Consider the following 23,078-nt stretch of genomic DNA (forward strand, 5'->3'; position numbering starts at 1 on the left):
ATGATTATAAAAGAAAAACAGATTCGTATGGCTCAAATTATTATTGATAAACACAATGGTGAACTCGCTTTTAGATTAGAACGACTTGAAAACCTCAGTCAATTTGATCATCTACAACGAAAAAACTATTATTCTCTTATTCTATTAAATAGCAGTAATTATAAGTTAAATGTAGATGTGTCTAACTATGAGTTGGAAGGAAATCAAATGATATGTTTATCACCTTACCAGCCTTTTATGATTACTTCTAAAGAATCTTGTTCAGGATGGTTTTTAAACTTTCATCCTGATTTTTTTTGTACGTATAGACATCAAAATGAAATTGAAACAGAAGGTATTTTATTTAATAATTTTCATGGACTTCCATATTTTAAAATTTCTGAAGAAGCTTTATTTTTTAATTTAATTGTTCAAATTTCAAAAGAGATGGATAGAGATTCTATCGCTCAGCACGAAGTTCTTGTAGCTTTTTTGAAAGTGTTTTTAATCGAAGCAGTGCGACAAAAGAAAGAGTTTGATACCGATATTGTGCCTCGAATTTCTGATGGTCAATCAGAAGTTTTACAAAATTTAGTTGATGCTATTGAAAAAAAATACTTTGAGTTGCATTCTCCAAGTGAATATGCGGATATTTTGTGTGTTAGTCCTAAAACATTGGCAGGTGTCGTAAAAAAGTATTTGAATCAAACAACCAGTACTTTAATTTCAAATAGAATACTTATTGAAGCTAAGCGGGAACTTTATTTAACCTCAAAGCCTTTAAAACAAATCGCTGCTAATTTGGGTTATGATGATGAATTTTATTTTAGTAGATTTTTCAAAAAAAAAGTTGGTGTTTCCCCAGATGTTTATAGAAAAACGGTCGGATTTGCTAAATTAGAAAAGTGAAAATGGTTCACATTTTCAATGTGTACAACGTGATTGTGTATGATTAGTGGCGTGTTTTAGTACCTAATTTAGCAAATAAAAACCGAATAGAAAATCCGCGAGGATTTTCGTAAGTAAGCTTGCACTAGCAATGAATTATACACGTCTTTGTTACCCAACGTTTTTATTTCTCATTATTAATTCAGCAGCTTCAACTGCTTCTTTCTGATAACTTTTTCTATTATTCAAAATTTCATTTAATTCATTTTCAGTTTTGGATTGAAATTTTTCGACATACTTTTCCATCATATTTTTTTCTTGAGCCTGTTTTAATTCAATCGCTTCTTTTGAGTCTGATTTATTAATGTATTGAAACATTCTAAATCTAAACTTTGTATTCTTAACAATTGGTTTTTCGTGTAAAAAGTCAACCAAGAAATTTGATATGTAAAATGTGTCTCCATTATTAAATTTCAAATCCCAATAAGCTAAATCAGAATTCATCATTTTCCATCGTCTGGCATTGTCAATCCGATTTTTATAGTAAACTCCTAAATGATATATAGAAGATTTAATATCAGATATTTTATATTGTTTTTTAATTCCGTTTTCGCTAATTATTATTTTGTCAGAATCTAAATCAATATCGATTCTTGTGTTTTTGTTTTCCCTGTAATAGTTTATGAAAATGAGAAAATTTGGTAAGTTGAAAACGAGAATTATTCCAATCATTATTTTTACGAAAAGTAAGTCCAAAACAAATGTTTCTCCGTTTTTGATGTAATGCCAAATAGGTATAATAATAATTAATCCAATTATTAGATATACATTCTCCCTTAATAGGATTTTCAGAAGTTTATTATTTGGTTCGTAGCTTTTTCTCAAATGTTGGGTAACGTCAGTTTGTCTAAAAACTATCGGTTTTTTATTTTTTTAATTTAAAATTAAGTAAAAATAGGTGGTTTAAGCTACTATATAATATTTTTTGTGGTAAATATTTTGGTTTTTGGAATTGATATAGGTTTGGCAAAAGGCTTTAAAAATAGTCCTATAGGTGTAAAAAATCAAAAACAGCCTTTTTAGGTACTCTTTTAGAGAATTGTGGTCAATTAAGTTGAATATTCTACGCAGGTTATATGCAGAAAATATAAGACCCACATCTGCCGAGGCATGTTGAATGGTCTTCTTGGTCATGATATAATAAAATCCCCATTGTCTTTTTATTACGCCATAAGGATGCTCTACGGATACGGTGTTAGCTGTAGTTTTTTGTTTTTTCCAATTACCATTAGTATGTCAACAACTATATAAGTTAAGGTTATAATTATTCCAATAATTCGGTGTAATGTCATTCCTTCATCCAAAAATCCATCTATCGAAATCCATAAAATAAAGAAGCAAAAAGGATAGAGTAGAAGTCTTGTCAAAATTTTTGTAAAAGTCCATTCCTTAATCTTTTCTTTCTTTAGTTCCGTTTTCGTTATTTTTTCAGGTTCAGGATTATTTTCTCTTTCTATATTTTCTATTGCATCTTTTAGTTCTTCAGTCAGAACTTTTGTTTCGTACTTTCTAACATTAAACGTAAATAAATACAAAAAAAACACCAACACAGAAATTCCGATTATTGCAATAATGGCAATTTTAAATTCAGTCATAAATATCGACATTAAACTTAGTACAGTAATAAATCCTATTGATATTTTGATCTGAAGTTTGTAATATGGGTTTTTTTCAGTTTTTATACCTTTCAGTTTGCCATTTTGGTCAAAAATTAAACGAAAAATTGGATAAGCACCTCTTAAAAAGTGTGATGAACGCCAAAGTAGAAGTTCATTTTGTTTAATTTCTCCACTGTATTTTGTTGTGTTATAAAAAAACGCATCATTCCAATGATTTTTCAGAGTACTTTTTTTGTTCTGAATAATTAATTTTTCGATGTCTTTTTTTTCTACCATAAAGATTGGTTCAAATTACAGCTAACGGTCTCGTATAACCGTCAGTTACGGGATTAAAGTTAATAATTTTCGGTTTAGCACAGACGTTAGCAATTCCGAGTGGATTCGGACGTAGTCGAATCCGCCGTAATTGCGGTTATACTTTGTGCCTGTTGCACAAGCCTAAGATATTAATAAATTTCCTATCTTTATTTATGCAAGGCAAAAAAGACTATCAAGAAAAGCTCTTCGCTCAGTTTCAGTTAAGCGAACGGGTTCCCGATCACAATTTTTACAGACGCTTAAAAGGGGTTCTAGATCTAGAATTTTTATATAAACTCACGCGTCCATATTATGGTGATAGCGGACAAAAAAGTATTGACCCGGTGGTGTTCTTTAAACTGTGCTTGGTAGGTTATTTAGAGAATCTGATCAGCGATAGAGATTTAATTCAACATAGCAGCATGCGATTGGATATTCTCTATTTCTTGGGTTATGATATCGATGAACCGCTCCCATGGCATAGCACTATAAGTAGAACCCGTCAATTATATCCAGAAGCAGTATTTGAATCCGTTTTCACACAAGTATTCGGTATGTGTGTAGCAAAAGGGATGGTAAGTGGCCATACCCAAGCCATAGATTCCGCCCCTGTAAAAGCAAATGCCTCGATGGACACTTTAGAACTGAAGGTTCCTAAAGAAGATTTAGAGCAGCATTTACAGCGTATTAGGCATATAAGTGCTATGGATAAAGATGTTGCACCAATAAGACAAAGCAAAGCTAATAAAGCCCCCAAATCGCAACAAGAAATAAGTGCCAGTGCTGGTGAATTACAAGCTATAAAAAGTAGAAATAAAAAATGGCGTAAAGATCAAGACCAGCGCCAGGTGCGGGTAACAAAGGCTCCAAGTACACTTCCAATAAAACCCATTACAGTCCCACAGATCCCGATGCCCGAATTAGTGTAAAACCTGGTAAAGCCAGAAAGCTAAATTATATGAGTCAGTTAAGTGTGGATACAGGACATCATGTGATAACCGATATCAAGGCGTATCATGCAGACGCAAAAGATAGTCAGTATTTACCAGATATTTGTGATCGCTTAGAAAAACGTCTTCATAAACACGGTTTATTATGGCATCATTGTATAGCCGACACGGGCTATAGTAGTGGCGAGAACTATGCTTATTTAGAAGCCAAGGGGTTACAGAGTTATATTCCACCTCATGGCACTTACAAAGGCGGTACAGAAGGTTTAAATATGACAAGGCGCAGGATCATTATGTATGTCCACAGGGTCAAATCATCCCTTTTAAAAAGATTTTTTATGAAGGGGTAAATAATAATAAAAAGAAAGAATATCGAGCCTCAAAGAAAGTTTGCATTGACTGTCCCTTAAGAAGTGCCTGTTTAAAAAAGAGTCAAGAAAAGCGTATTACAATTACCTATTATGTAGAAGAGTACGAACGGAATAACCTCCGCGTAAACAGTGCCAGAGGTCGCTACATGAAAGGCAAACGGCAAAGTACGGTAGAACCGGTATTTGGAACGCTCACCCAGTTTCTGGGACTTAGAAAAATTAATACTATAGGAATTAAGCAAGCAAATAAGGTTATGCACATGGCGGCTATGGCTTATAACCTTAAAAAGTATCTGAAATTCACCCAAAAAAGAGTGAAAAGTGGCGCAGGAATGCTTGCTTTATTATTTTGCTTAAAAAAGAGAGTATACGAGCTCGAAAAATTGTTTTTAAGGAACTTTAAAATAGCTAACTATAAAGTGACGTAAAAAAACAAACTGCCTTAAAAGGCAGTTATAGAAGTCTATTTTTATAAATTATTGGCTTGTGCAACGGTTACCTTTGTTGTAGATAGTTTTTACTTAATTAACTTATTAATATCCTTCAAGTCAGATTTTTCGATAAGATTACTAGAGTTATCAACTATTGAATAAATTATTTCACCTGTCAGACTGTTAATAATTGATATGACTTTTTCTCCATTATATGTAGTGTGCATTAAATAGTAGAATTCATCTTTGTTTAAAATTTTTGAATTTAATTCTTCATTTGAAAGAACTTTAAATTCAAATTTATAATCTTCGAATAATTCTTCAGGTTTTAGGACTTTAGTTACTTTTAATTTAAATGTACTATAATCTTTTAATAACCAATTTGGGACATAAAGTGTTTTTGATTTTAGCTCTTTTAACTTGTCTTTCTTTTTAATTTCATCTCTTATTTTTAAACTTTCATTGTCGGTTAATTTATTATTCAAAGTTTGAAAGTAATTTTTAATATAACCTAAGTGAAAATTATATGATTCTGGGGTTTTAAGATATTTGTAACTATTGCCATCATCTTTAGTTTTAACGGTAAATTCATTTGTCCCTGATTTAAACAAACTAGGTTTTCCTACATAACCTATTTCAAAGTCGCCAGTATAACCAGTCTCTTTTCCTAAAAATCTATAATAGTTATCAGGAGTGAATATTATCTCAGCAATTTGCCCTATCTCTTTTTTGATTTTCCCGTTATTCTTTTTTGAAACTTCTTCATAATAAAACATTTGAAATTTGTATAAATCAATTGTTCCAACGATTCTCTCATCATTTCTTCCTATTGTTTCTTTAGTTTTGATGTAATTCTTGTCCTGAAACTTGATTATAGAATTGTCTGTTGAAATTAATTCGCCTTTTTGATAATCAACTTCGGATATAAACTTAATACTATTAAATGTCCAAATTTCTTCAATGGTTTTTTTTGTCTCATTGAAATCTAAACTATCCGGTACAACAAAGTAAGTCGTCGTTTTTTTTATAATATCATATAGTTTGTCATTATGTTCAACAACGTATAAATTTCCAAGTCCTCTTTTTCTTCCAATATTGACTTGGGAATAAATACTAAAAATTGATAGTAGGCAAGTGATGAGTAAAATTGTTTTTTTCATAAGTATATTGGTTTGTTTTAATTATCTACAACGTGTTTGTATATGGTTTGTTGCGTGTTTCAAGCAACTAATTTAGTAAATAATTACTGACCAAGAAAGTCCGCGAGGACTTTCGTAAGTAGGCAAGAAGCTAGCAATAAATTATATACGTTGTGTGTGCCCAGCATGGGCATCTTTTATTTACTGAAAGGTAAATAATTAATCTATAGGGTGCAAGTCCCTTATGCGCAGGAGTAACGTCTTGAAGCATTAGTAAGTCGCAAGGGTGAAAACCGTGAGGTTTTATCTGAAGAGGGCAGAGCGTTAATAAAATGTCTTGTAGACATTTTTAGCGAATGAGCCAGCTGGCGCGTTGGTAACTACAAACCTCGGTACTGACGAACAGAAACCGTATACAGAGGCATATTTACTCGGGTAAGCAAGCACATCATTGTAACGCCCTAAGATTAACAAAAGGGTAAGTATGTAGATACGGCAGCGATTGAGGGAAAGAAGATGCCATTACCTGGGGAGATCTCCAAAACTACGAGTTGGTTATGTAGAGAAGTCAGCAGAGGTCATAGTACCTATAGGAAACGAGCAGAGGCAATACCTCCGATGGACTCACAAGTAGGGAAGGACTGAACGTAATTCTCTTCAAAATTCGCATAGGAGCACTAGTGGTAGCCTATGCTTAAATTAGAAGATAGTGCCAAGGGTGAAAAGAGCTTTGGTATGATGATTTACGAACCGCCGTATACGAGACCCGTACGTACGGTGGTGTGAGAGGCGCAGTGACGACTTTTAAGTCGTCACCCGTCTACTCGATTGTGCGTTCGTTTTTTTATATTAATTTATATTTTCCCATTCCGAAATCTTTAATTCGGTCGTTCAGTTTGGGTCTTTTTTCGTTTGAGTATTCTATATCAGCACCAAATTCAATTAACAATCGAAATATTCTTCGTGTTTGCTCTAAAGTTTTTAGTTCTTCTTTAAAATTTGGGTGGTCAATGAATTTTTTAGCATCGAGTAAAGCTCTCATTAAGCTGTTATTTCCATACGAATCAATTCCGTTTGGGTCAGCACCTTTTTCGAGCATTAGCTTTAAAATTCGAAATGAAGTCTCAAAGTTTTCTAATTCGTCAGAAATAGTATTCGTTTGATGAAATGTTGCAATTATACAACTATGTAAAACAGGCAAATTCCATTCGTCGGTATTGTCTGCAATATGATTAACATCGGTCCCTTTTTTTATTAATTTTTCTGCAATTTCAAAATTTCCAACTTTAAGAGCTACTTGTAGTCCATTTTGTCCGCAATCTTTTTTCGGTAATCCTGGTCTGGCTACATTTGTAAATTCAGAGTTTGAGTTAATAAAATTCAAGACATCAGTATTATTATGATTCCGAATGGCAACAAAAAAATCATTGATATTCTTTTTTGTCATTTTCATTGAAACAACCTCTCGAACTGGTTCGGTATTGCTTTTTTTTCGCCAATTAAAAATTCCCATATTTTATATTAATCTCTTTCAAATTATTTCGCTGTTTCACGTTTTCGTAAATGACGCACAACGTATATGTATATGGTTTGTTGCGTGGTAAAGTAACAAATTTAGCAAGTACAAAACAGCTAGAAAATCCGCAAGGATTTTCGTAAGCAAGCCAGAACTAGCAATAAATTATATACGGTGTGTGTGCCCAGCATGGGCATCTTTTCTTTACCGAAAGGTAAATAATTAATCTATAGGGTGCAAGTCCCTTATGCGCAGGAGTAACGTCCTGAAGCATTAGTAAGTCGCAAGCTCGTGTGTCGTGAGACATGGAGTGAAGGAAGCGAAACTACAAAACTCGGTACTGACGAACAGAAACCGTATACAGAGGCATATTTACTTGGGTAAGCAAGCACATCATTGTAACGCCCTAAGATTAACAAAAGGGTAAATATGTAGATACGGCAGGGATTGAGAGAAAGAAGATGCCATTACCTGGGGAGATCTCTACAACTACGAGTTGGTTAAGTAGAGAAGTCAGCAGAAGTCATAGTACTTACAGGAAACGAGGTGCAACAAGAATTGTACAGGTCTCACGGGTAAGGAAGGACTAAACATTAAATTACGTTGGAATTCGATTAGGATGCTTAGCTAGCCTAGTTTTAAACCAACAGGAGTACACGAATTATTGAATCTATGATTGAACAGGTATTATCAGCAACAAACCTTTATAAAGCAACACGCCAAGTGGAGCGCAATAAAGGAGCGAACGGCGTAGATGGTATGAAAACAACGGCACTTTCGGCATACATATTGGAAAACCGTTCGCTTATATTATCTACAATTCGCACAAATAGCTATGTGCCAAATTCAATTTTAGGAGTAACCATTCCAAAAGGACCGGGTAAAACCCGATTATTAGGAATACCAACAGTAGTAGATAGGTGGCTACAACAGGCGGTAAGTCAACAATTAATGGTTCATTTTGAATATGATTTTGAACCTGTTAGTTATGGATTTCGCCCACAAAAGAACATCCAAAAAGCAGTATTACAAGCACAAGGCTACATCAATGATGGTTACCAAGATATTGTAGATATTGATTTACAAGGGTTCTTTGATGAAGTAGACCACTGTATCTTACTTCAACTTATTTACCGCAAAGTAAAATGTCCAACCACCTTGCGATTAATCCGAAAATGGTTAAGAGCGCCCATCTTAATAGATGGAACACTCAAAAAGCGCAGAAAAGGGATCCCTCAAGGTAGTCCCATTAGTCCCTTATTATCTAACATTATGTTAGATGTTTTGGACAAAGAAATGAAAAGCATGGGCTTGCGCTATGTTCGCTACGCAGACGACTTTAGTGTTTACGCAAAAAGTAAAAGCGAGGCAAAAACTATAGGAAATAAACTGTTTATCTTTTTAAGAGATAGACTTAAACTACCTATAAATAAAGCCAAAAGCGGCATTCGCAGACCTGTAAACTTTGAGTTACTTGGGCATGGATTTGTACCCGTTTATAAAAAGGGTATAAAAGGACAATATGCACTAGTGGTAACCAAGAAAGGTTGGGCAAAGTTTAAACGTAACTTGAAAAGTATCACCAAGAAAACCAAACCCATGTCGTTATTCGAACGTCTGGATCGGCTTAATCAAGTCTGTCGAGGCTGGATGAATAATTACCGCTTAACTAACATCTATGCAAAAGTTAAAAAGCTAGATGAATGGTTAAGAAATCGGTTACGCTATTGTATTTGGCACGATTGGAAAAAGCTAGAGAGGAAACGTAAAAATCTCATTCGATTAGGTATAGAAATCGGACAAGCCTATGCTTGGAGTCGCACCAGAATGGGAGGTTGGGCAGTCGCTCAAAGTCCTATTTTAAAGACGACTATTACAGTTTCTAGGCTTAAACGAAAAGGGTATAAACCTTTGTTAGATTACATTAATAATACGCAAACTTCAATTTGGTGAACCGCCGTATACGAGACCCGTACGTACGGTGGTGTGAGAGGCGCAGTGACGACTTTTAAGTCGTCACCCGTCTACTCGATTAGCAACAGTTTTTATTCACGATAAAAGAACCAACCGTCTTCAACTGTTGATTCCCAATTTTCGTTTTTGAGTTTTTTTATTTCTAAATTTTCATATATTTTCTTCGGTCCAGTAATTGTCATCGTGTATGACTTTCCATTGTTTTTCATATTCTTTTTATTAAGAATATAGCTCACTCTATATTCATTTCTATCAACTATTTTATCAATATATGGATACAAAAACTCACTTATCGCTTTGGGACTTGAAAATTTATTTGATTTTTCAAATTCTATTTCAAAACTACCTTCATATTTAAACTGTGGTTTATAGTCGAAAAGAAAATTTGGATTCTTTTTTTGTTCAATCAAATACGCTTGATATTCTTCTGGGCTTTTAAATATAATTTTCTTGTGATTATATTTAAAAGAGAATTTTTCATTCAATTCGGTTATTTGGTCAATATCAAACTTGTAAGTATGACCGTCGTGTGTCATTACGCTTTTTTGTGTTGGATTAATAGTCCAAGTTCCTTCTTCTTTAAAATTTTTCACGATTGTTATTCGAAAAGAAGGACTTTCACTAGAGTTAGGAACTTCATCTCCGAGTTTAATATTCCTGATAAAGTTTGATATTTCTACAGAATCTTCTATGATAAAATTATATTTTTCATAAGTTCTAGTTTTATCGTATTGTGGATATCTTCCAATAATTTTTGTCGTAGAATCAATTGTAAGTGTTTCTAACATATTTTTTTGACCAAAAATATTAGTCGAAATTAATATAATTAAAACTGTCAGAATTCTTTTCATCTATGTTTTGTTTAAATTGTTGCTAACGGTTTTGTATAAGATTAGTTGCGTGGTTAAGCAACGAATTTAGCAAATACAAACCAAATAGAAAATCCGCGAGGATTTTCGTAAGCAGGCTCGTACCAAGCAATTAATTTTATACATTGTGTGTGCCCAGCATGGGCATCTTTTCTTTACCGAAAGGTAAATAATTAATCTATAGGGTGCAAGTCCCTTATGCGCAGGAGTAACGTCCTGAAGCATTAGTAAGTCGCAAGCTCGTGTGTCGTGAGACATGGAGTGAAGGAAGCGAAACTACAAAACTCGGTACTGACGAACAGAAACCGTATACAGAGGCATATTTACTTGGGTAAGCAAGCACATCATTGTAACGCCCTAAGATTAACAAAAGGGTAAATATGTAGATACGGCAGGGATTGAGAGAAAGAAGATGCCATTACCTGGGGAGATCTCTACAACTACGAGTTGGTTAAGTAGAGAAGTCAGCAGAAGTCATAGTACTTACAGGAAACGAGGTGCAACAAGAATTGTACAGGTCTCACGGGTAAGGAAGGACTAAACATTAAATTACGTTGGAATTCGATTAGGATGCTTAGCTAGCCTAGTTTTAAACCAACAGGAGTACACGAATTATTGAATCTATGATTGAACAGGTATTATCAGCAACAAACCTTTATAAAGCAACACGCCAAGTGGAGCGCAATAAAGGAGCGAACGGCGTAGATGGTATGAAAACAACGGCACTTTCGGCATACATATTGGAAAACCGTTCGCTTATATTATCTACAATTCGCACAAATAGCTATGTGCCAAATTCAATTTTAGGAGTAACCATTCCAAAAGGACCGGGTAAAACCCGATTATTAGGAATACCAACAGTAGTAGATAGGTGGCTACAACAGGCGGTAAGTCAACAATTAATGGTTCATTTTGAATATGATTTTGAACCTGTTAGTTATGGATTTCGCCCACAAAAGAACATCCAAAAAGCAGTATTACAAGCACAAGGCTACATCAATGATGGTTACCAAGATATTGTAGATATTGATTTACAAGGGTTCTTTGATGAAGTAGACCACTGTATCTTACTTCAACTTATTTACCGCAAAGTAAAATGTCCAACCACCTTGCGATTAATCCGAAAATGGTTAAGAGCGCCCATCTTAATAGATGGAACACTCAAAAAGCGCAGAAAAGGGATCCCTCAAGGTAGTCCCATTAGTCCCTTATTATCTAACATTATGTTAGATGTTTTGGACAAAGAAATGAAAAGCATGGGCTTGCGCTATGTTCGCTACGCAGACGACTTTAGTGTTTACGCAAAAAGTAAAAGCGAGGCAAAAACTATAGGAAATAAACTGTTTATCTTTTTAAGAGATAGACTTAAACTACCTATAAATAAAGCCAAAAGCGGCATTCGCAGACCTGTAAACTTTGAGTTACTTGGGCATGGATTTGTACCCGTTTATAAAAAGGGTATAAAAGGACAATATGCACTAGTGGTAACCAAGAAAGGTTGGGCAAAGTTTAAACGTAACTTGAAAAGTATCACCAAGAAAACCAAACCCATGTCGTTATTCGAACGTCTGGATCGGCTTAATCAAGTCTGTCGAGGCTGGATGAATAATTACCGCTTAACTAACATCTATGCAAAAGTTAAAAAGCTAGATGAATGGTTAAGAAATCGGTTACGCTATTGTATTTGGCACGATTGGAAAAAGCTAGAGAGGAAACGTAAAAATCTCATTCGATTAGGTATAGAAATCGGACAAGCCTATGCTTGGAGTCGCACCAGAATGGGAGGTTGGGCAGTCGCTCAAAGTCCTATTTTAAAGACGACTATTACAGTTTCTAGGCTTAAACGAAAAGGGTATAAACCTTTGTTAGATTACATTAATAATACGCAAACTTCAATTTGGTGAACCGCCGTATACGAGACCCGTACGTACGGTGGTGTGAGAGGCGCAGTGACGACTTTTAAGTCGTCACCCGTCTACTCGATTAGCAAACGTATTTTATTCTTGATTCCTTGCAAATTCTTTTACAACTAGACAATCAGACATTAAATGATTCATTAAATCTTTTAAAAATTCATCTACACTTTCCTCAAACGACATTTCATAAACTTTCATTGTTTTTTCAGCGTATTTTGCGGATGTACTTGAAACTATCTGATTAAAACTTTCCATAGTTAATTTGTCAGTTCCTAATTCAGTCAGTTTCTCACAAGATTCTTTCGAAACTGATTCAATAAAGTCACGTTTTCTTTTTTGTTTTTTCCTTTCTTTTTTCGATAAGGATTTTTGTAAATCAATATTCATTTCCGCAATTAAGTCATTACTCAATAAATTGCTTTGTTCAGTTGACAGTTCAGATTTTTGTAAATAAAGTCCAATTGAATTACAATTTCTAAATGCGATAATTTTAGTCAACTTATTTTCAACACCAATTCGAGCAATTATTTCAATAATTTCTTTCTGTTCAATTTGGTCATTTAAGTCATTTATTACTATTATTCCTTCACTATATTCGAAACTTTCTTCTGTGTATAATTTTTGGGAATAAATAATTTTATAAGAAACAGTTTTTTGAGATTCCAGTTCTGTTTCGATTTTTTTAAACCCGTTTTCACAATCAGATTCCGCCGTATTTTGCGCAAAATTAATTGTCGATAGTAATGAAAATAGGATTAGGAATATATTTTTGTAGATGTTCATTTATATGTTTGCTAACGTTTATGTATAAGAATAGTTGCGGGTTTGTATGCGAGGAATTTCCGAAGGAAATTCAGACGTTACAAACACGCAACGACCTTTGATTAAGCACTAAACCGCAATTATTTTTATACGGTGTGTGTGCCCAGCATGGGCATCTTTTCTTTACCGAAAGGTAAATAATTAATCTATAGGGTGCAAGTCCCTTATGCGCAGGAGTAACGTCCTGAAGCATTAGTAAGTCGCAAGCTCGTGTGTCGTGAGACATGGAGTGAAGGAAGCGAAACTACAAAACTCGGTACTGACGAACAGAAACCGTATACAGAGGCATATTTACTTGGGTAAGCAAGCACATCATTGTAACGCCCTAAGATTAACAAAAGGGTAAATATGTAGATACGGCAGGGATTGAGAGAAAGAAGATGCCATTACCTGGGGAGATCTCTACAACTACGAGTTGGTTAAGTAGAGAAGTCAGCAGAAGTCATAGTACTTACAGGAAACGAGGTGCAACAAGAATTGTACAGGTCTCACGGGTAAGGAAGGACTAAACATTAAATTACGTTGGAATTCGATTAGGATGCTTAGCTAGCCTAGTTTTAAACCAACAGGAGTACACGAATTATTGAATCTATGATTGAACAGGTATTATCAGCAACAAACCTTTATAAAGCAACACGCCAAGTGGAGCGCAATAAAGGAGCGAACGGCGTAGATGGTATGAAAACAACGGCACTTTCGGCATACATATTGGAAAACCGTTCGCTTATATTATCTACAATTCGCACAAATAGCTATGTGCCAAATTCAATTTTAGGAGTAACCATTCCAAAAGGACCGGGTAAAACCCGATTATTAGGAATACCAACAGTAGTAGATAGGTGGCTACAACAGGCGGTAAGTCAACAATTAATGGTTCATTTTGAATATGATTTTGAACCTGTTAGTTATGGATTTCGCCCACAAAAGAACATCCAAAAAGCAGTATTACAAGCACAAGGCTACATCAATGATGGTTACCAAGATATTGTAGATATTGATTTACAAGGGTTCTTTGATGAAGTAGACCACTGTATCTTACTTCAACTTATTTACCGCAAAGTAAAATGTCCAACCACCTTGCGATTAATCCGAAAATGGTTAAGAGCGCCCATCTTAATAGATGGAACACTCAAAAAGCGCAGAAAAGGGATCCCTCAAGGTAGTCCCATTAGTCCCTTATTATCTAACATTATGTTAGATGTTTTGGACAAAGAAATGAAAAGCATGGGCTTGCGCTATGTTCGCTACGCAGACGACTTTAGTGTTTACGCAAAAAGTAAAAGCGAGGCAAAAACTATAGGAAATAAACTGTTTATCTTTTTAAGAGATAGACTTAAACTACCTATAAATAAAGCCAAAAGCGGCATTCGCAGACCTGTAAACTTTGAGTTACTTGGGCATGGATTTGTACCCGTTTATAAAAAGGGTATAAAAGGACAATATGCACTAGTGGTAACCAAGAAAGGTTGGGCAAAGTTTAAACGTAACTTGAAAAGTATCACCAAGAAAACCAAACCCATGTCGTTATTCGAACGTCTGGATCGGCTTAATCAAGTCTGTCGAGGCTGGATGAATAATTACCGCTTAACTAACATCTATGCAAAAGTTAAAAAGCTAGATGAATGGTTAAGAAATCGGTTACGCTATTGTATTTGGCACGATTGGAAAAAGCTAGAGAGGAAACGTAAAAATCTCATTCGATTAGGTATAGAAATCGGACAAGCCTATGCTTGGAGTCGCACCAGAATGGGAGGTTGGGCAGTCGCTCAAAGTCCTATTTTAAAGACGACTATTACAGTTTCTAGGCTTAAACGAAAAGGGTATAAACCTTTGTTAGATTACATTAATAATACGCAAACTTCAATTTGGTGAACCGCCGTATACGAGACCCGTACGTACGGTGGTGTGAGAGGCGCAGTGACGACTTTTAAGTCGTCACCCGTCTACTCGATTAGCCACAGTTTTTATATTGGACTATAATTTACAAATTCCAAATTCAAATTTTCAGCAATTCTTTGTGCTTCTAAATATGCATTATTTTCGTCTTTATAATCTGTAATTTTTAATCGACTTCTATGTGTCTTATTTAGCAGACATATTCTATATATTTTCTTTTTTTCAGAGAATTGAACTCCGGTTCTACTATATCCATAACTCTTTTGATTTATCTTTAGTAATGAGATAAAAGTATATTCCTCTATTGTTTTCCAGTTCCCAATTTTGATAAAGAAAAGTCCAACATAATATTTTATTTTACGTTGATTAAAATCAACGATTGTTCCTTTTCTAGTAAAAACTATTATAAGTCCAATTGATAAAATTGTAATTCCAATTTTCATTCTTGAGTCAAAAGTTCCCAAAAGGATTAGTCCGCAAATAATTAGAGTAATTCCTATAATAACGAACATTAATGGGAAAATTCTATCCATTTTATAATCAATTTTCATTTTTTGGTCAAATTGTGGCTAACACTTGTATAACTACAATAAATATACTTTCAATTGTAGTTATATCGTTTATATATGCAATATATTACTTTTTAATTAAGTATCCTATGACTCAAATATATAGATGAATATTTTAAACTATAAGGGATTGTGTATGGAATATGTAGGTAAATATTAACGCACGTAGGCGCTTAATAGGGGAAATGAATTTCTAAACTTTATAAAGTTTAAATCTGCTGAACTTTTGAATAAAAGTTTTATAATGTGAATTTAGAATGAAATTATTTATTATCAAAATCAAAAAATTCCTTTAAAGAAATACCAAGCATGTTAGTAAATTTTTGGATAGTATAAATTGTAATACCTCTATTATTAGTTTTACTTTCCCATCTATTAATTATTTGTCTATCAATATCATACTTTTTGGCAAAATCAGTTTGGGAAAGACCTGTTTGCTCTCGAAGAAACTTAACTCTTTCTGCAATTTTATCTTTTAAAATTAAATCCTCTTTATCTAAACCTACCATTCCGCAATTTTGGTATATTTTTAAAAAATATTGTAATCCGTTTGGATTACAATTAGTAATTTTATATATTCGTTATTAATATTAAATTTGCGATTCTTCAAATCAAAATATTGAAGCATTCGCTTGGATTCTCGTCCTTGAAAACTGGTAATTTTTGCAACGAGATGATAAGTAAGATGCTCACGCCTTAGGGTGTGGGCTCACTTATTGTTGCAGGGTATACCAGTACCTCAAGGGCAGTAAGCTGAGTTCCACGCCTTTTTTGTTTCCCTACATAAAGGTTTTACTCAGCCCTTCTTAGCGTTGTTTTTTAGTTGTGAGGTGTTGCAAAACGGTTCATTTAAAACCAAACAGTATGCAGAATAGATTATATATACGACACCTTAATGGTTTTTTACAACAAATACGGATGTTGGAACACACCGTGTTCGATAGGTTGTTTATTAAAAAACCTAAAAACCCGATATAAAACTCTTTTTGTTATGGGATGGACGTTATACCCAGTTCTGGAACACACACTTTTTTACTCCCATAATACCCGTTACAACCATACATACCCTGGAACCCCCTAAGGGCACTTATTCTTAAAAACAGCTTCTGTTTTTAGTACCCCCATAATATCCCTTAGGTTATAGTTGGAAAGACACCGCCTGTGTTTGCATGTAACAACCACGGCGGTTGACTTTCCTAAACACTGTATTATAAACGAATACCTAGCAGACCTATGGAATAAAGTCACTTAAAAACAATAAACAAAAAAACCTCCCACAAACTTTTGCTGGGTCTAGCAGGAGGCTTTTGATTAAACAACACATTGTTCAATTCTAATTCAAAATTATGAAAAATAAATTAATAGCGAAATACAGGCAGTTTCTATACTGTATGTTGTGCTTATGCATTCATTCCAACACCATACAGGGTCTGGAAGTATTTCCATTCCAACAATCAGAAATTAGTGGTACCATAACCGATGCCCAGGGGGTGCCTTTAGCAGGGGTTACTATTATTATTAAAGGCACCCAAAAAGGGAGCATCTCCGATTTTAATGGCACTTATGCCATACCCGCGACTAAAAACGAGGTCTTGGTGTTCTCTTTTATGGGCTTTAAAACCCAAGAAATGGCCATACAAGGGCGTACCCAATGGGATGTACAACTCGAAACCGACGTTACCACCTTAAATACGGTGGAAATTAATGCAGGCTATTATACGGTTAAAGACAAAGAACGAACGGGAAATATTGCTAAACTAGAGGCGAAAACCATAGAGAAACAGCCTGTAAACAATCCGTTGGCAGCCATGCAAGGGCATATAGCGGGTGTTGATATTGTACAGACCACAGGCTTGCCCGGTGGTGGATACCAAATGGCCATTCGTGGTAAAAACTTTATGAATGGCAGTACAGAACCCTTGTATATTGTAAATGGCGTGCCGTTTGGAGCTCAGTCCTTAGCATCTCTAGAGATCTCGGTAGGAATAAATGCCGGAAATATAAGCCCCTTGAATGCGATCAACCCGTCCGATATTGAAAGTATGGAAGTATTAAAAGATGCCGATGCCACAGCCATTTATGGTGCACGGGCAGCCAATGGCGTGGTACTCATCACCACTAAAAAAGGAAAAGCAGGCAGCACAAGGTTTCAGGCACACCTGAGCAGTACCCTGGGGCAGGTAGCCCATTTCTTGGATTTAATGAACACCGAGCAGTATTTGGAAGTGCGTAGGGAAGGGATTGTAAATGATGGCTTTGGGGCGTTTCTGGACAATCCTGCCTTCGATTTTATATGGCCCGACCTAAAAACTTGGGATCAAACCCGCTATACCGATTGGCAAAAGGAATTGATCGGTGGAATTGCCTACCGCAATCATGCCCAACTTTCGGTTTCAGGGGGCAGCGAGCACACCCAATTTTTGGTTAGTGGAAGCTTCCAAAAGGAGACTACCGTTTTTCCTGGTGATGCCCACTATAAAAAAGCCTCGGTACACCATACCATAAACCATCAGTCCCACGATGGGCGTTTTAAAATAAACCTGTCCAGCATCTATTCCGTTGAACATAACCAAATGCCTCGTACCGATCTTACTGGTTTGGCATACACATTGGTGCCGAATGCCCCAGCACTGTATGATGCGGCAGGGAACTTAAATTGGGAAAATAATACATGGAACAACCCTTTAGCTTCCTTAGAAGAAGAGTATCAAGCCCAAATCCATACACGTATGGCCAATCTGGGACTCTCTTATCACGTGCTGCCTCATTTAGAATTTAAAACCAGTTTGGGTTATAATACTTACGGAATGGATTCCTATAAGACCTTGCCAAGTAGCGCTAGAAATCCTAAACTGGGGTTCACGCCAGAGAATTATTCATCCATCAGCACCAACAGTGCCACCCGTCAATCTTGGATTGTGGAACCACAATTTGATTGGAAGCAAGCATGGAGCGATGTGCTGCTAAGCGTATTGGTGGGAACCACGTTTCAACAAGAGGCTACAGACCAATTGGTGCAAAAAGGAACAGGTTTTCCAAACAACCGCTTGTTAAGGAATCTTTCCGCAGCTAAGACGCTTGAAGTAAAACAAGATAGCGACAGTGAATATAAGTATCAGGCGCTGTTTGGTCGCATCAACATACAATGGAAGGATGCCTATATTTTAAACTTAACAGGCCGTCGGGATGGATCCAGTCGTTTTGGTCCTGGTAAGCAGTTTGGCAATTTTGCTGCTCTGGGAGCTGCTTGGTTGTTTTTGGAAAACGGCTTTTTAAAACACAGTAAGGTGTTCAGTTTTGGAAAATTACGTGGGAGTTATGGCACTACTGGTAGCGATAATATAGGGGATTATAAGTTTCTGGATACTTATAGCGTTACGGGTTATGATTATAATGGCACGAGTATATTAGAACCAACAGGTCTTTTTAATCCCTTGTTTGGTTGGGAAACGAACAAAAAACTGGAAGCGGCAGTAGAGCTTGGGTTTTTTAAAGATCGGATTCTGCTAAATACGGTGTGGTACCAAAACCGGTCGGCCAACCAACTTATTGGCATTCCTTTAGCAACTACCACAGGTTTTACAGAGTTAACAGGGAACTTTGATGCCACCGTTGAAAATACAGGTTTTGAATTTGAGATCCGTGCGATCAACATCCATAGTAAAAATTTCCAATGGCGCAGCACTTTTAACATGAGCTTGCCGAAGAACAGACTGGTAAAGTTTCCCGGATTAGAGACTTCTACATTTGCCAATCGCTATGATATTGGAAAACCTTTAACCATAAGGCATCTGTACCATGCTTTAGGCGTCGATTCTGATACTGGCCTTTATCAGTTTGAAGATTATAATGAAGATGGCCACATACGTAGTTTAGACGATAAACAATGGATTGAGGACATGGCGCCTAAATTATACGGCGGCTTAGGGAATACCTTAACCTATAAAAACCTAACCTTGGAGCTGTTCTTTCAGTTTAAAAAACAACAAGCGTTTAATCCTTTGGTTTCGGCAGCAGCTCCTGGTTTTAACACAAACGGCTCTGTGGCTTTATGGAACCGCTGGCAACACCCCGGGGATACAAACCCCATAATGCGCGCCATTAGTGGTTTAGATCCGAGTGTATTTGAGAGTATCGAAAATCAAAGTGCAAGTAGTGCAGCAGTCTCCGATGCGTCATTTGTTCGGTTGCGAAACATCTCCTTGGCCTACAGACTACCTAAAAATTTAAGTGGGGGTTGCGATTTGAATGTCTATCTACAAGGACAAAATCTATGGACTCTTAGCAATTATGACGGACCAGATCCTGAGCAACCTTCTTCTATAATAATGCCGCCTTTGCGCCAAATGACAGTGGGTGTGCAATTAGGCTTTTAACTAAAAAATTAAGATGATGAAACTTAAAAAAGACAATTATCATACCACCAAACCACGAGGTGTTTTGTTTACAAATGCTCTGGGATTTATAAGCTATCCTTTCCTATGTTTTTTAATGTTAGTATCTACACACTGTACAGATTTTGTGGAAATAGACCCACCAAAAAATACCTTGATTTCCGAAACGGTTTTTGAAGATGTTTCTACCGTAGAATCGGCATTGGCAAGTATGTACTTTAAAATACGGGAACAGGGCATGATCTCAGGAAAATTAGGACTCAGTGCCTTAATGGGCATTTATACCGATGAGCTAGATTATTATGGCAGTAATACCAATTATTTACAATTATATAATCATAAGCTCTCCGCATCCAATAGCCTCCTATCCGATTGGTGGAGCCATGCCTATAATCTTATCTATGCATCCAATGCGATTATTAAGGGGTTGGAAAATTCAAAAACCATAAGTGTGGAAGACCAAGCACCTCTTAAGGGACAGGCCTTGTTTGTGCGTGCTTATATGCATAGTTTGCTTGTCAATCTTTATGGAGAGATCCCTTATATTACTACTACAGATTATTTACAGAATAATAAGGTATCACGCTTACCAGTAACGCAGGTATACACACATAGCATAGCCGACCTTACCCAAGCGGTGAGTCTTTTAAATGTAACAGATGTTACGGGAATACGTGTGGTGCCTTATCAAGCGGTGGCCAAGGCGCTTTTGGCACGCCTATACCTTTATACAGAAAATTGGAAAATGGCTGAAGCGACAGCAGGGGAGCTTATAAGTGCTTATAAGCTAGAACCTAACGTCAAAAATGTTTTTTTAAAGAATTCCAAAGAAACCCTCTGGCAGCTAAAGCCTAATGGGGTTACAGATAGAAATACCTATGAAGCCAACCAGTTTGTTATTCGGTTTATACCGGGGCAATCGTATGCCTTGAGTAAGGCTTTGTTGGATACCTTTGAGCCTAACGATTTACGGCTTTTAAATTGGACAGGAAGCACCACCAGTAGTAATGGATTGACCACGTTGCATTATGCGCATAAGTACAAAGCTATTTTTAGTGAAACGGCTTCCTTGGAATATTCTATTATTTTTCGATTGGCAGAACAATACTTGATTCGAGCCGAAGCCAGAGCACATTTAGGAGCTGTTTCTGGGGCTCAAGAAGATTTAAACAGCATTCGAAATCGGGCAGGTTTGGGGAATACCACAGCCACTTTAACCAACGATTTGCTAGCGGCGATATTACAGGAACGCCATACCGAATTGTTCACCGAGCAAGGGCATCGTTGGTTTGATATCAAGCGTATGGGGGTGGCAAGCCTTGTTTTAAGTCCTTTAAAACCGAATTGGCAACCAACGGATGTGCTTTTGCCAATTCCTGAAACAGAAATTGAAACGAACCCTAATTTGAAACCACAGAATTTGGGGTATGAATAAGAGGGTGTTTTATCTAAGCAGCGATACTCAAAGTGTAGAAACAAATTTAAAAGTAAAACTATGAAACTAATAACCATACTAAGTGTTTTGTTGGGGACTGCGGCACTGTCTGCACAAATTTTAACCCCAGCACATTGGAGCAGCAGGCTTTCTAAGGAAGCTATTCGTCCCGGCGAAACCGTAGAACTCATTTTTAGCGTACGATTAGATAGAAACTGGCATTTGTACAGCAATGTCCAAAACTATAAAATAGGTCCGCTACCCGCAGTTTTTGAGTTTAAACCCCACAGTAGCTATAAGCTATTGGAAGGTGTGGTGGCCATAGGCTCCCAAAAGGAATATGACCCTGTTTTTGAAGTGTATGTAAACTATTTTGAGAATACGGCAGAATTTAGACAAAAGGTTAAAATACTGTCTAAAAATCCTATAATTAAAGGGTTTTATGAGTATCAAGTGTGTAGTATCGCCGATGGAAAATGCGTCATGGGTACCGGCGATTTTGAGTTTAAAATACAAACCATAAAACAAATATGATGCTATTAAAAACAAAAATAATCCTCATAAGCATGCACCTAAGTTTGCTGTACAGTGCTTCGCCACAAGGCAATGTTGACATGGCAAAGCATACCAACGTGACGGATATAAAATCTCAAGCGGAAAGCGATTGGATAGGGGTAGACAGCATAAAAACCTATTTCTGTAATACGCCTAAAGAACTTGAACACTATCATAATTCAAGCTTTTTAGAAAAAAGAAGGTTTGAAGATACTGTAGAAAAGAAGCGATTGCAATTAGCAGAAAATTTTTTGGAGAAGTATCCGAACGATGCCCATTATTATGATGTACTCACCTACTTTTTACATTATTTATTCGAGCCTAAGTTTATAGCAGATAAAATACCTGACAGTACCTTGTGGGTCTTGAATCAAGATTCAAAATTAACGAAAACGCATCGGGACCTTTTCTTAAGTCAAATGCGAGCCTTACCCATAGATGAGGTCGCCCGAGCGCGCTGGTTAAAAAAAGGGAATGAGTTGGTAGAAAAGTTTTTGGAATCAAACGCCCCTTTGGAACAAAAAGCAAAAATAGAGATGCGCTTAATGGGACGTGATTTACGGATGGCCTTATTTCAATATGAATACATGAACTTTCAAAAAAACACGATGGAATCTGGTTATTGGGAACGCTTTGATACTTATTATTGGGAGCCCTTTCGCTTGCGTTTAAAAACCCTTTTGTTTAAATATCCAGATTTGGAAACCTTGGCTTTAAATGTCGAGCAATTTATTGCCATAATTTCACGTGAATACCTGTCGCCAGAGCTCACCGAGCCCTCTTGGCAGTATTTTTATAACATCACAGATGCCACCCATCCACTCGGCAATCAAAAAGGGATCAAAGCGGTACATACCATGGCAAAAGAAAATCTAAAGGCCAGGAACGATTTAAAGGATGTGGATGCGTCCCAACCTTTGGAGCTGGTATTTACAGCGATGGACGGTAGCCGAATAGATTTAAAGACGATGCGGGGTAAAGTGGTGTTACTTGACTTTTGGTCTGTCAGATGTGGACCTTGCATTATGGAAATGCCCCATGTAAAGGCATTGTATGATACCTATCGGGATAAAGGATTTGAAGTTATTGGAATCGTTGCGAATAGTGATACCGAAAAAGCACAGGTATTAAAAATCCTCAAAAAGCAGAACGCTAATTGGCCCCAAAGGTTAGACAAAGGGTCCGAGGTTACAGTAAGTTATCATTCGTTATATAATATTACATCCCTACCTACAGTTTGGCTATTGGATAAAGAAGGTAAAATTGTTGATAGAAACGCAAGAGGCATGCGTTTAGAGCCTTTAATACGCAAGTATTTGGGCTTGGATTAGTCATAGTATTGTGAAATACTTGTTTTTTGAATTAGTCAGGAAAAGGTGTCCAAATTTGGACACCTTT

Annotated in this window: 19 protein-coding genes; 11 read left to right on the plus strand and 8 right to left on the minus strand. The window is 36.2% G+C overall.

What is annotated here, in order from left to right:
• Nucleotides 1-888 carry a helix-turn-helix domain-containing protein gene (locus QLS71_RS13955; RefSeq protein WP_308993982.1) on the plus strand — a complete coding sequence of 296 codons (888 nt, stop codon included), beginning with the start codon at nt 1-3 and terminating at the stop codon, nt 886-888.
• Nucleotides 889-1,038: 150 nt separating this feature from the next.
• Here the strand turns inward: QLS71_RS13955 and QLS71_RS13960 are convergent, their stop codons facing one another.
• Together QLS71_RS13960 and QLS71_RS13965 are read right to left on the minus strand one after the other, a co-directional pair.
• Complete coding sequence (locus QLS71_RS13960; RefSeq protein WP_308993983.1) at nt 1,039-1,599, minus strand: hypothetical protein; 561 nt, start codon at nt 1,597-1,599, stop codon at nt 1,039-1,041.
• 509 nt (nt 1,600-2,108) lie between these two features.
• Entirely contained in the window at nt 2,109-2,822 is a 714-nt protein-coding gene (locus tag QLS71_RS13965; RefSeq protein WP_308993984.1) for a hypothetical protein, read from the minus strand.
• Nucleotides 2,823-3,016: 194 nt separating this feature from the next.
• On the opposite strand from QLS71_RS13965, the gene QLS71_RS13970 reads away from it, so the two are divergent.
• Genes QLS71_RS13970 through QLS71_RS13980 form a run of 3 tightly spaced genes read left to right on the plus strand, consistent with a single transcriptional unit; the run spans nt 3,017 to nt 4,592 of the window.
• Nucleotides 3,017-3,772: a transposase gene (locus QLS71_RS13970; RefSeq protein ID WP_348636555.1), complete on the plus strand. Its 756-nt coding sequence runs from the start codon at nt 3,017-3,019 to the stop codon at nt 3,770-3,772.
• A 29-nt stretch (nt 3,773-3,801) separates the two neighbouring features.
• Entirely contained in the window at nt 3,802-4,143 is a 342-nt protein-coding gene (locus tag QLS71_RS13975; protein ID WP_348636556.1) for a transposase, read from the plus strand.
• Nucleotides 4,125-4,592 (plus strand): transposase, encoded by a 468-nt coding sequence (locus QLS71_RS13980; protein ID WP_348636633.1) that lies wholly within the window; start codon nt 4,125-4,127, stop codon nt 4,590-4,592. The genes QLS71_RS13975 and QLS71_RS13980 overlap by 19 nt, the downstream gene beginning before the upstream one ends.
• Nucleotides 4,593-4,681: 89 nt before the next feature.
• Here the strand turns inward: QLS71_RS13980 and QLS71_RS13985 are convergent, their stop codons facing one another.
• The gene (locus QLS71_RS13985) at nt 4,682-5,755 is read right to left on the minus strand and encodes a hypothetical protein (protein ID WP_308994033.1); all 1,074 of its coding nucleotides are present in this window, start codon (nt 5,753-5,755) and stop codon (nt 4,682-4,684) included.
• 823 nt (nt 5,756-6,578) lie between these two features.
• A complete protein-coding gene (locus tag QLS71_RS13990; protein WP_308994036.1) occupies nt 6,579-7,247 on the minus strand; it encodes a hypothetical protein in 669 nt (222 codons plus the stop codon).
• Between the two features lie 675 nt (nt 7,248-7,922).
• On the opposite strand from QLS71_RS13990, the gene ltrA (QLS71_RS13995) reads away from it, so the two are divergent.
• On the plus strand, nt 7,923-9,203 hold the full coding sequence (gene ltrA / locus QLS71_RS13995; protein WP_308994028.1) for a group II intron reverse transcriptase/maturase: 1,281 nt from the start codon (nt 7,923-7,925) through the stop codon (nt 9,201-9,203).
• Between the two features lie 92 nt (nt 9,204-9,295).
• Here the strand turns inward: ltrA (QLS71_RS13995) and QLS71_RS14000 are convergent, their stop codons facing one another.
• Nucleotides 9,296-10,075 (minus strand): hypothetical protein, encoded by a 780-nt coding sequence (locus tag QLS71_RS14000; protein WP_308994035.1) that lies wholly within the window; start codon nt 10,073-10,075, stop codon nt 9,296-9,298.
• A 641-nt stretch (nt 10,076-10,716) separates the two neighbouring features.
• On the opposite strand from QLS71_RS14000, the gene ltrA (QLS71_RS14005) reads away from it, so the two are divergent.
• On the plus strand, nt 10,717-11,997 hold the full coding sequence (gene ltrA / locus QLS71_RS14005) for a group II intron reverse transcriptase/maturase (RefSeq protein ID WP_308994028.1): 1,281 nt from the start codon (nt 10,717-10,719) through the stop codon (nt 11,995-11,997).
• 93 nt (nt 11,998-12,090) lie between these two features.
• Here ltrA (QLS71_RS14005) and QLS71_RS14010 read toward each other — a convergent pair whose 3' ends face one another.
• Nucleotides 12,091-12,792, minus strand: coding sequence for a hypothetical protein (locus tag QLS71_RS14010; RefSeq protein ID WP_308994037.1), 702 nt, complete (start codon nt 12,790-12,792; stop codon nt 12,091-12,093).
• 630 nt (nt 12,793-13,422) lie between these two features.
• On the opposite strand from QLS71_RS14010, the gene ltrA (QLS71_RS14015) reads away from it, so the two are divergent.
• Complete coding sequence (gene ltrA / locus QLS71_RS14015; RefSeq protein WP_308994028.1) at nt 13,423-14,703, plus strand: group II intron reverse transcriptase/maturase; 1,281 nt, start codon at nt 13,423-13,425, stop codon at nt 14,701-14,703.
• A 92-nt stretch (nt 14,704-14,795) separates the two neighbouring features.
• Here ltrA (QLS71_RS14015) and QLS71_RS14020 read toward each other — a convergent pair whose 3' ends face one another.
• Nucleotides 14,796-15,278: a hypothetical protein gene (locus QLS71_RS14020; protein WP_308993901.1), complete on the minus strand. Its 483-nt coding sequence runs from the start codon at nt 15,276-15,278 to the stop codon at nt 14,796-14,798.
• Between the two features lie 281 nt (nt 15,279-15,559).
• Complete coding sequence (locus QLS71_RS14025; RefSeq protein WP_308993902.1) at nt 15,560-15,805, minus strand: helix-turn-helix transcriptional regulator; 246 nt, start codon at nt 15,803-15,805, stop codon at nt 15,560-15,562.
• 837 nt (nt 15,806-16,642) lie between these two features.
• Here QLS71_RS14025 and QLS71_RS14030 point away from each other — a divergent pair.
• The 4 genes from QLS71_RS14030 to QLS71_RS14045 are packed head-to-tail and all read left to right on the plus strand — an operon-like array spanning nt 16,643 to nt 23,011.
• Nucleotides 16,643-19,672 (plus strand): SusC/RagA family TonB-linked outer membrane protein, encoded by a 3,030-nt coding sequence (locus tag QLS71_RS14030; RefSeq protein ID WP_308993903.1) that lies wholly within the window; start codon nt 16,643-16,645, stop codon nt 19,670-19,672.
• A gap of 13 nt (nt 19,673-19,685) precedes the next feature.
• Complete coding sequence (locus QLS71_RS14035; protein ID WP_308993904.1) at nt 19,686-21,125, plus strand: RagB/SusD family nutrient uptake outer membrane protein; 1,440 nt, start codon at nt 19,686-19,688, stop codon at nt 21,123-21,125.
• A gap of 60 nt (nt 21,126-21,185) precedes the next feature.
• Nucleotides 21,186-21,659: a protein-disulfide reductase DsbD domain-containing protein gene (locus QLS71_RS14040; protein WP_308993905.1), complete on the plus strand. Its 474-nt coding sequence runs from the start codon at nt 21,186-21,188 to the stop codon at nt 21,657-21,659.
• Entirely contained in the window at nt 21,656-23,011 is a 1,356-nt protein-coding gene (locus QLS71_RS14045; protein WP_308993906.1) for a TlpA disulfide reductase family protein, read from the plus strand. Before QLS71_RS14040 ends, QLS71_RS14045 begins: the two co-directional genes overlap by 4 nt.
• Nucleotides 23,012-23,078 lie beyond the last annotated feature (67 nt).

It is taken from the genome of Mariniflexile litorale, from assembly GCF_031128465.2.
Lineage (GTDB): Bacteria > Bacteroidota > Bacteroidia > Flavobacteriales > Flavobacteriaceae > Mariniflexile > Mariniflexile litorale.

Coding starts and splice junctions, on each gene's coding strand:
- QLS71_RS13965 (WP_308993984.1), bottom strand. CDS start 2,822: ATGGTAGAAAAAAAAGACATCGAAAAATTAATTATTCAGAACAAAAAA.
- QLS71_RS13960 (WP_308993983.1), bottom strand. CDS start 1,599: ATGATTGGAATAATTCTCGTTTTCAACTTACCAAATTTTCTCATTTTC.
- QLS71_RS13975 (WP_348636556.1), top strand. CDS start 3,802: ATGAGTCAGTTAAGTGTGGATACAGGACATCATGTGATAACCGATATC.
- QLS71_RS13955 (WP_308993982.1), top strand. CDS start 1: ATGATTATAAAAGAAAAACAGATTCGTATGGCTCAAATTATTATTGAT.
- ltrA (WP_308994028.1), top strand. CDS start 10,717: ATGATTGAACAGGTATTATCAGCAACAAACCTTTATAAAGCAACACGC.
- QLS71_RS14035 (WP_308993904.1), top strand. CDS start 19,686: ATGATGAAACTTAAAAAAGACAATTATCATACCACCAAACCACGAGGT.
- QLS71_RS14040 (WP_308993905.1), top strand. CDS start 21,186: ATGAAACTAATAACCATACTAAGTGTTTTGTTGGGGACTGCGGCACTG.
- QLS71_RS14020 (WP_308993901.1), bottom strand. CDS start 15,278: ATGAAAATTGATTATAAAATGGATAGAATTTTCCCATTAATGTTCGTT.
- QLS71_RS14010 (WP_308994037.1), bottom strand. CDS start 12,792: ATGAACATCTACAAAAATATATTCCTAATCCTATTTTCATTACTATCG.
- QLS71_RS14025 (WP_308993902.1), bottom strand. CDS start 15,805: ATGGTAGGTTTAGATAAAGAGGATTTAATTTTAAAAGATAAAATTGCA.
- QLS71_RS14045 (WP_308993906.1), top strand. CDS start 21,656: ATGATGCTATTAAAAACAAAAATAATCCTCATAAGCATGCACCTAAGT.
- QLS71_RS14000 (WP_308994035.1), bottom strand. CDS start 10,075: ATGAAAAGAATTCTGACAGTTTTAATTATATTAATTTCGACTAATATT.
- ltrA (WP_308994028.1), top strand. CDS start 13,423: ATGATTGAACAGGTATTATCAGCAACAAACCTTTATAAAGCAACACGC.
- QLS71_RS13990 (WP_308994036.1), bottom strand. CDS start 7,247: ATGGGAATTTTTAATTGGCGAAAAAAAAGCAATACCGAACCAGTTCGA.
- ltrA (WP_308994028.1), top strand. CDS start 7,923: ATGATTGAACAGGTATTATCAGCAACAAACCTTTATAAAGCAACACGC.
- QLS71_RS13970 (WP_348636555.1), top strand. CDS start 3,017: ATGCAAGGCAAAAAAGACTATCAAGAAAAGCTCTTCGCTCAGTTTCAG.
- QLS71_RS14030 (WP_308993903.1), top strand. CDS start 16,643: ATGAAAAATAAATTAATAGCGAAATACAGGCAGTTTCTATACTGTATG.
- QLS71_RS13985 (WP_308994033.1), bottom strand. CDS start 5,755: ATGAAAAAAACAATTTTACTCATCACTTGCCTACTATCAATTTTTAGT.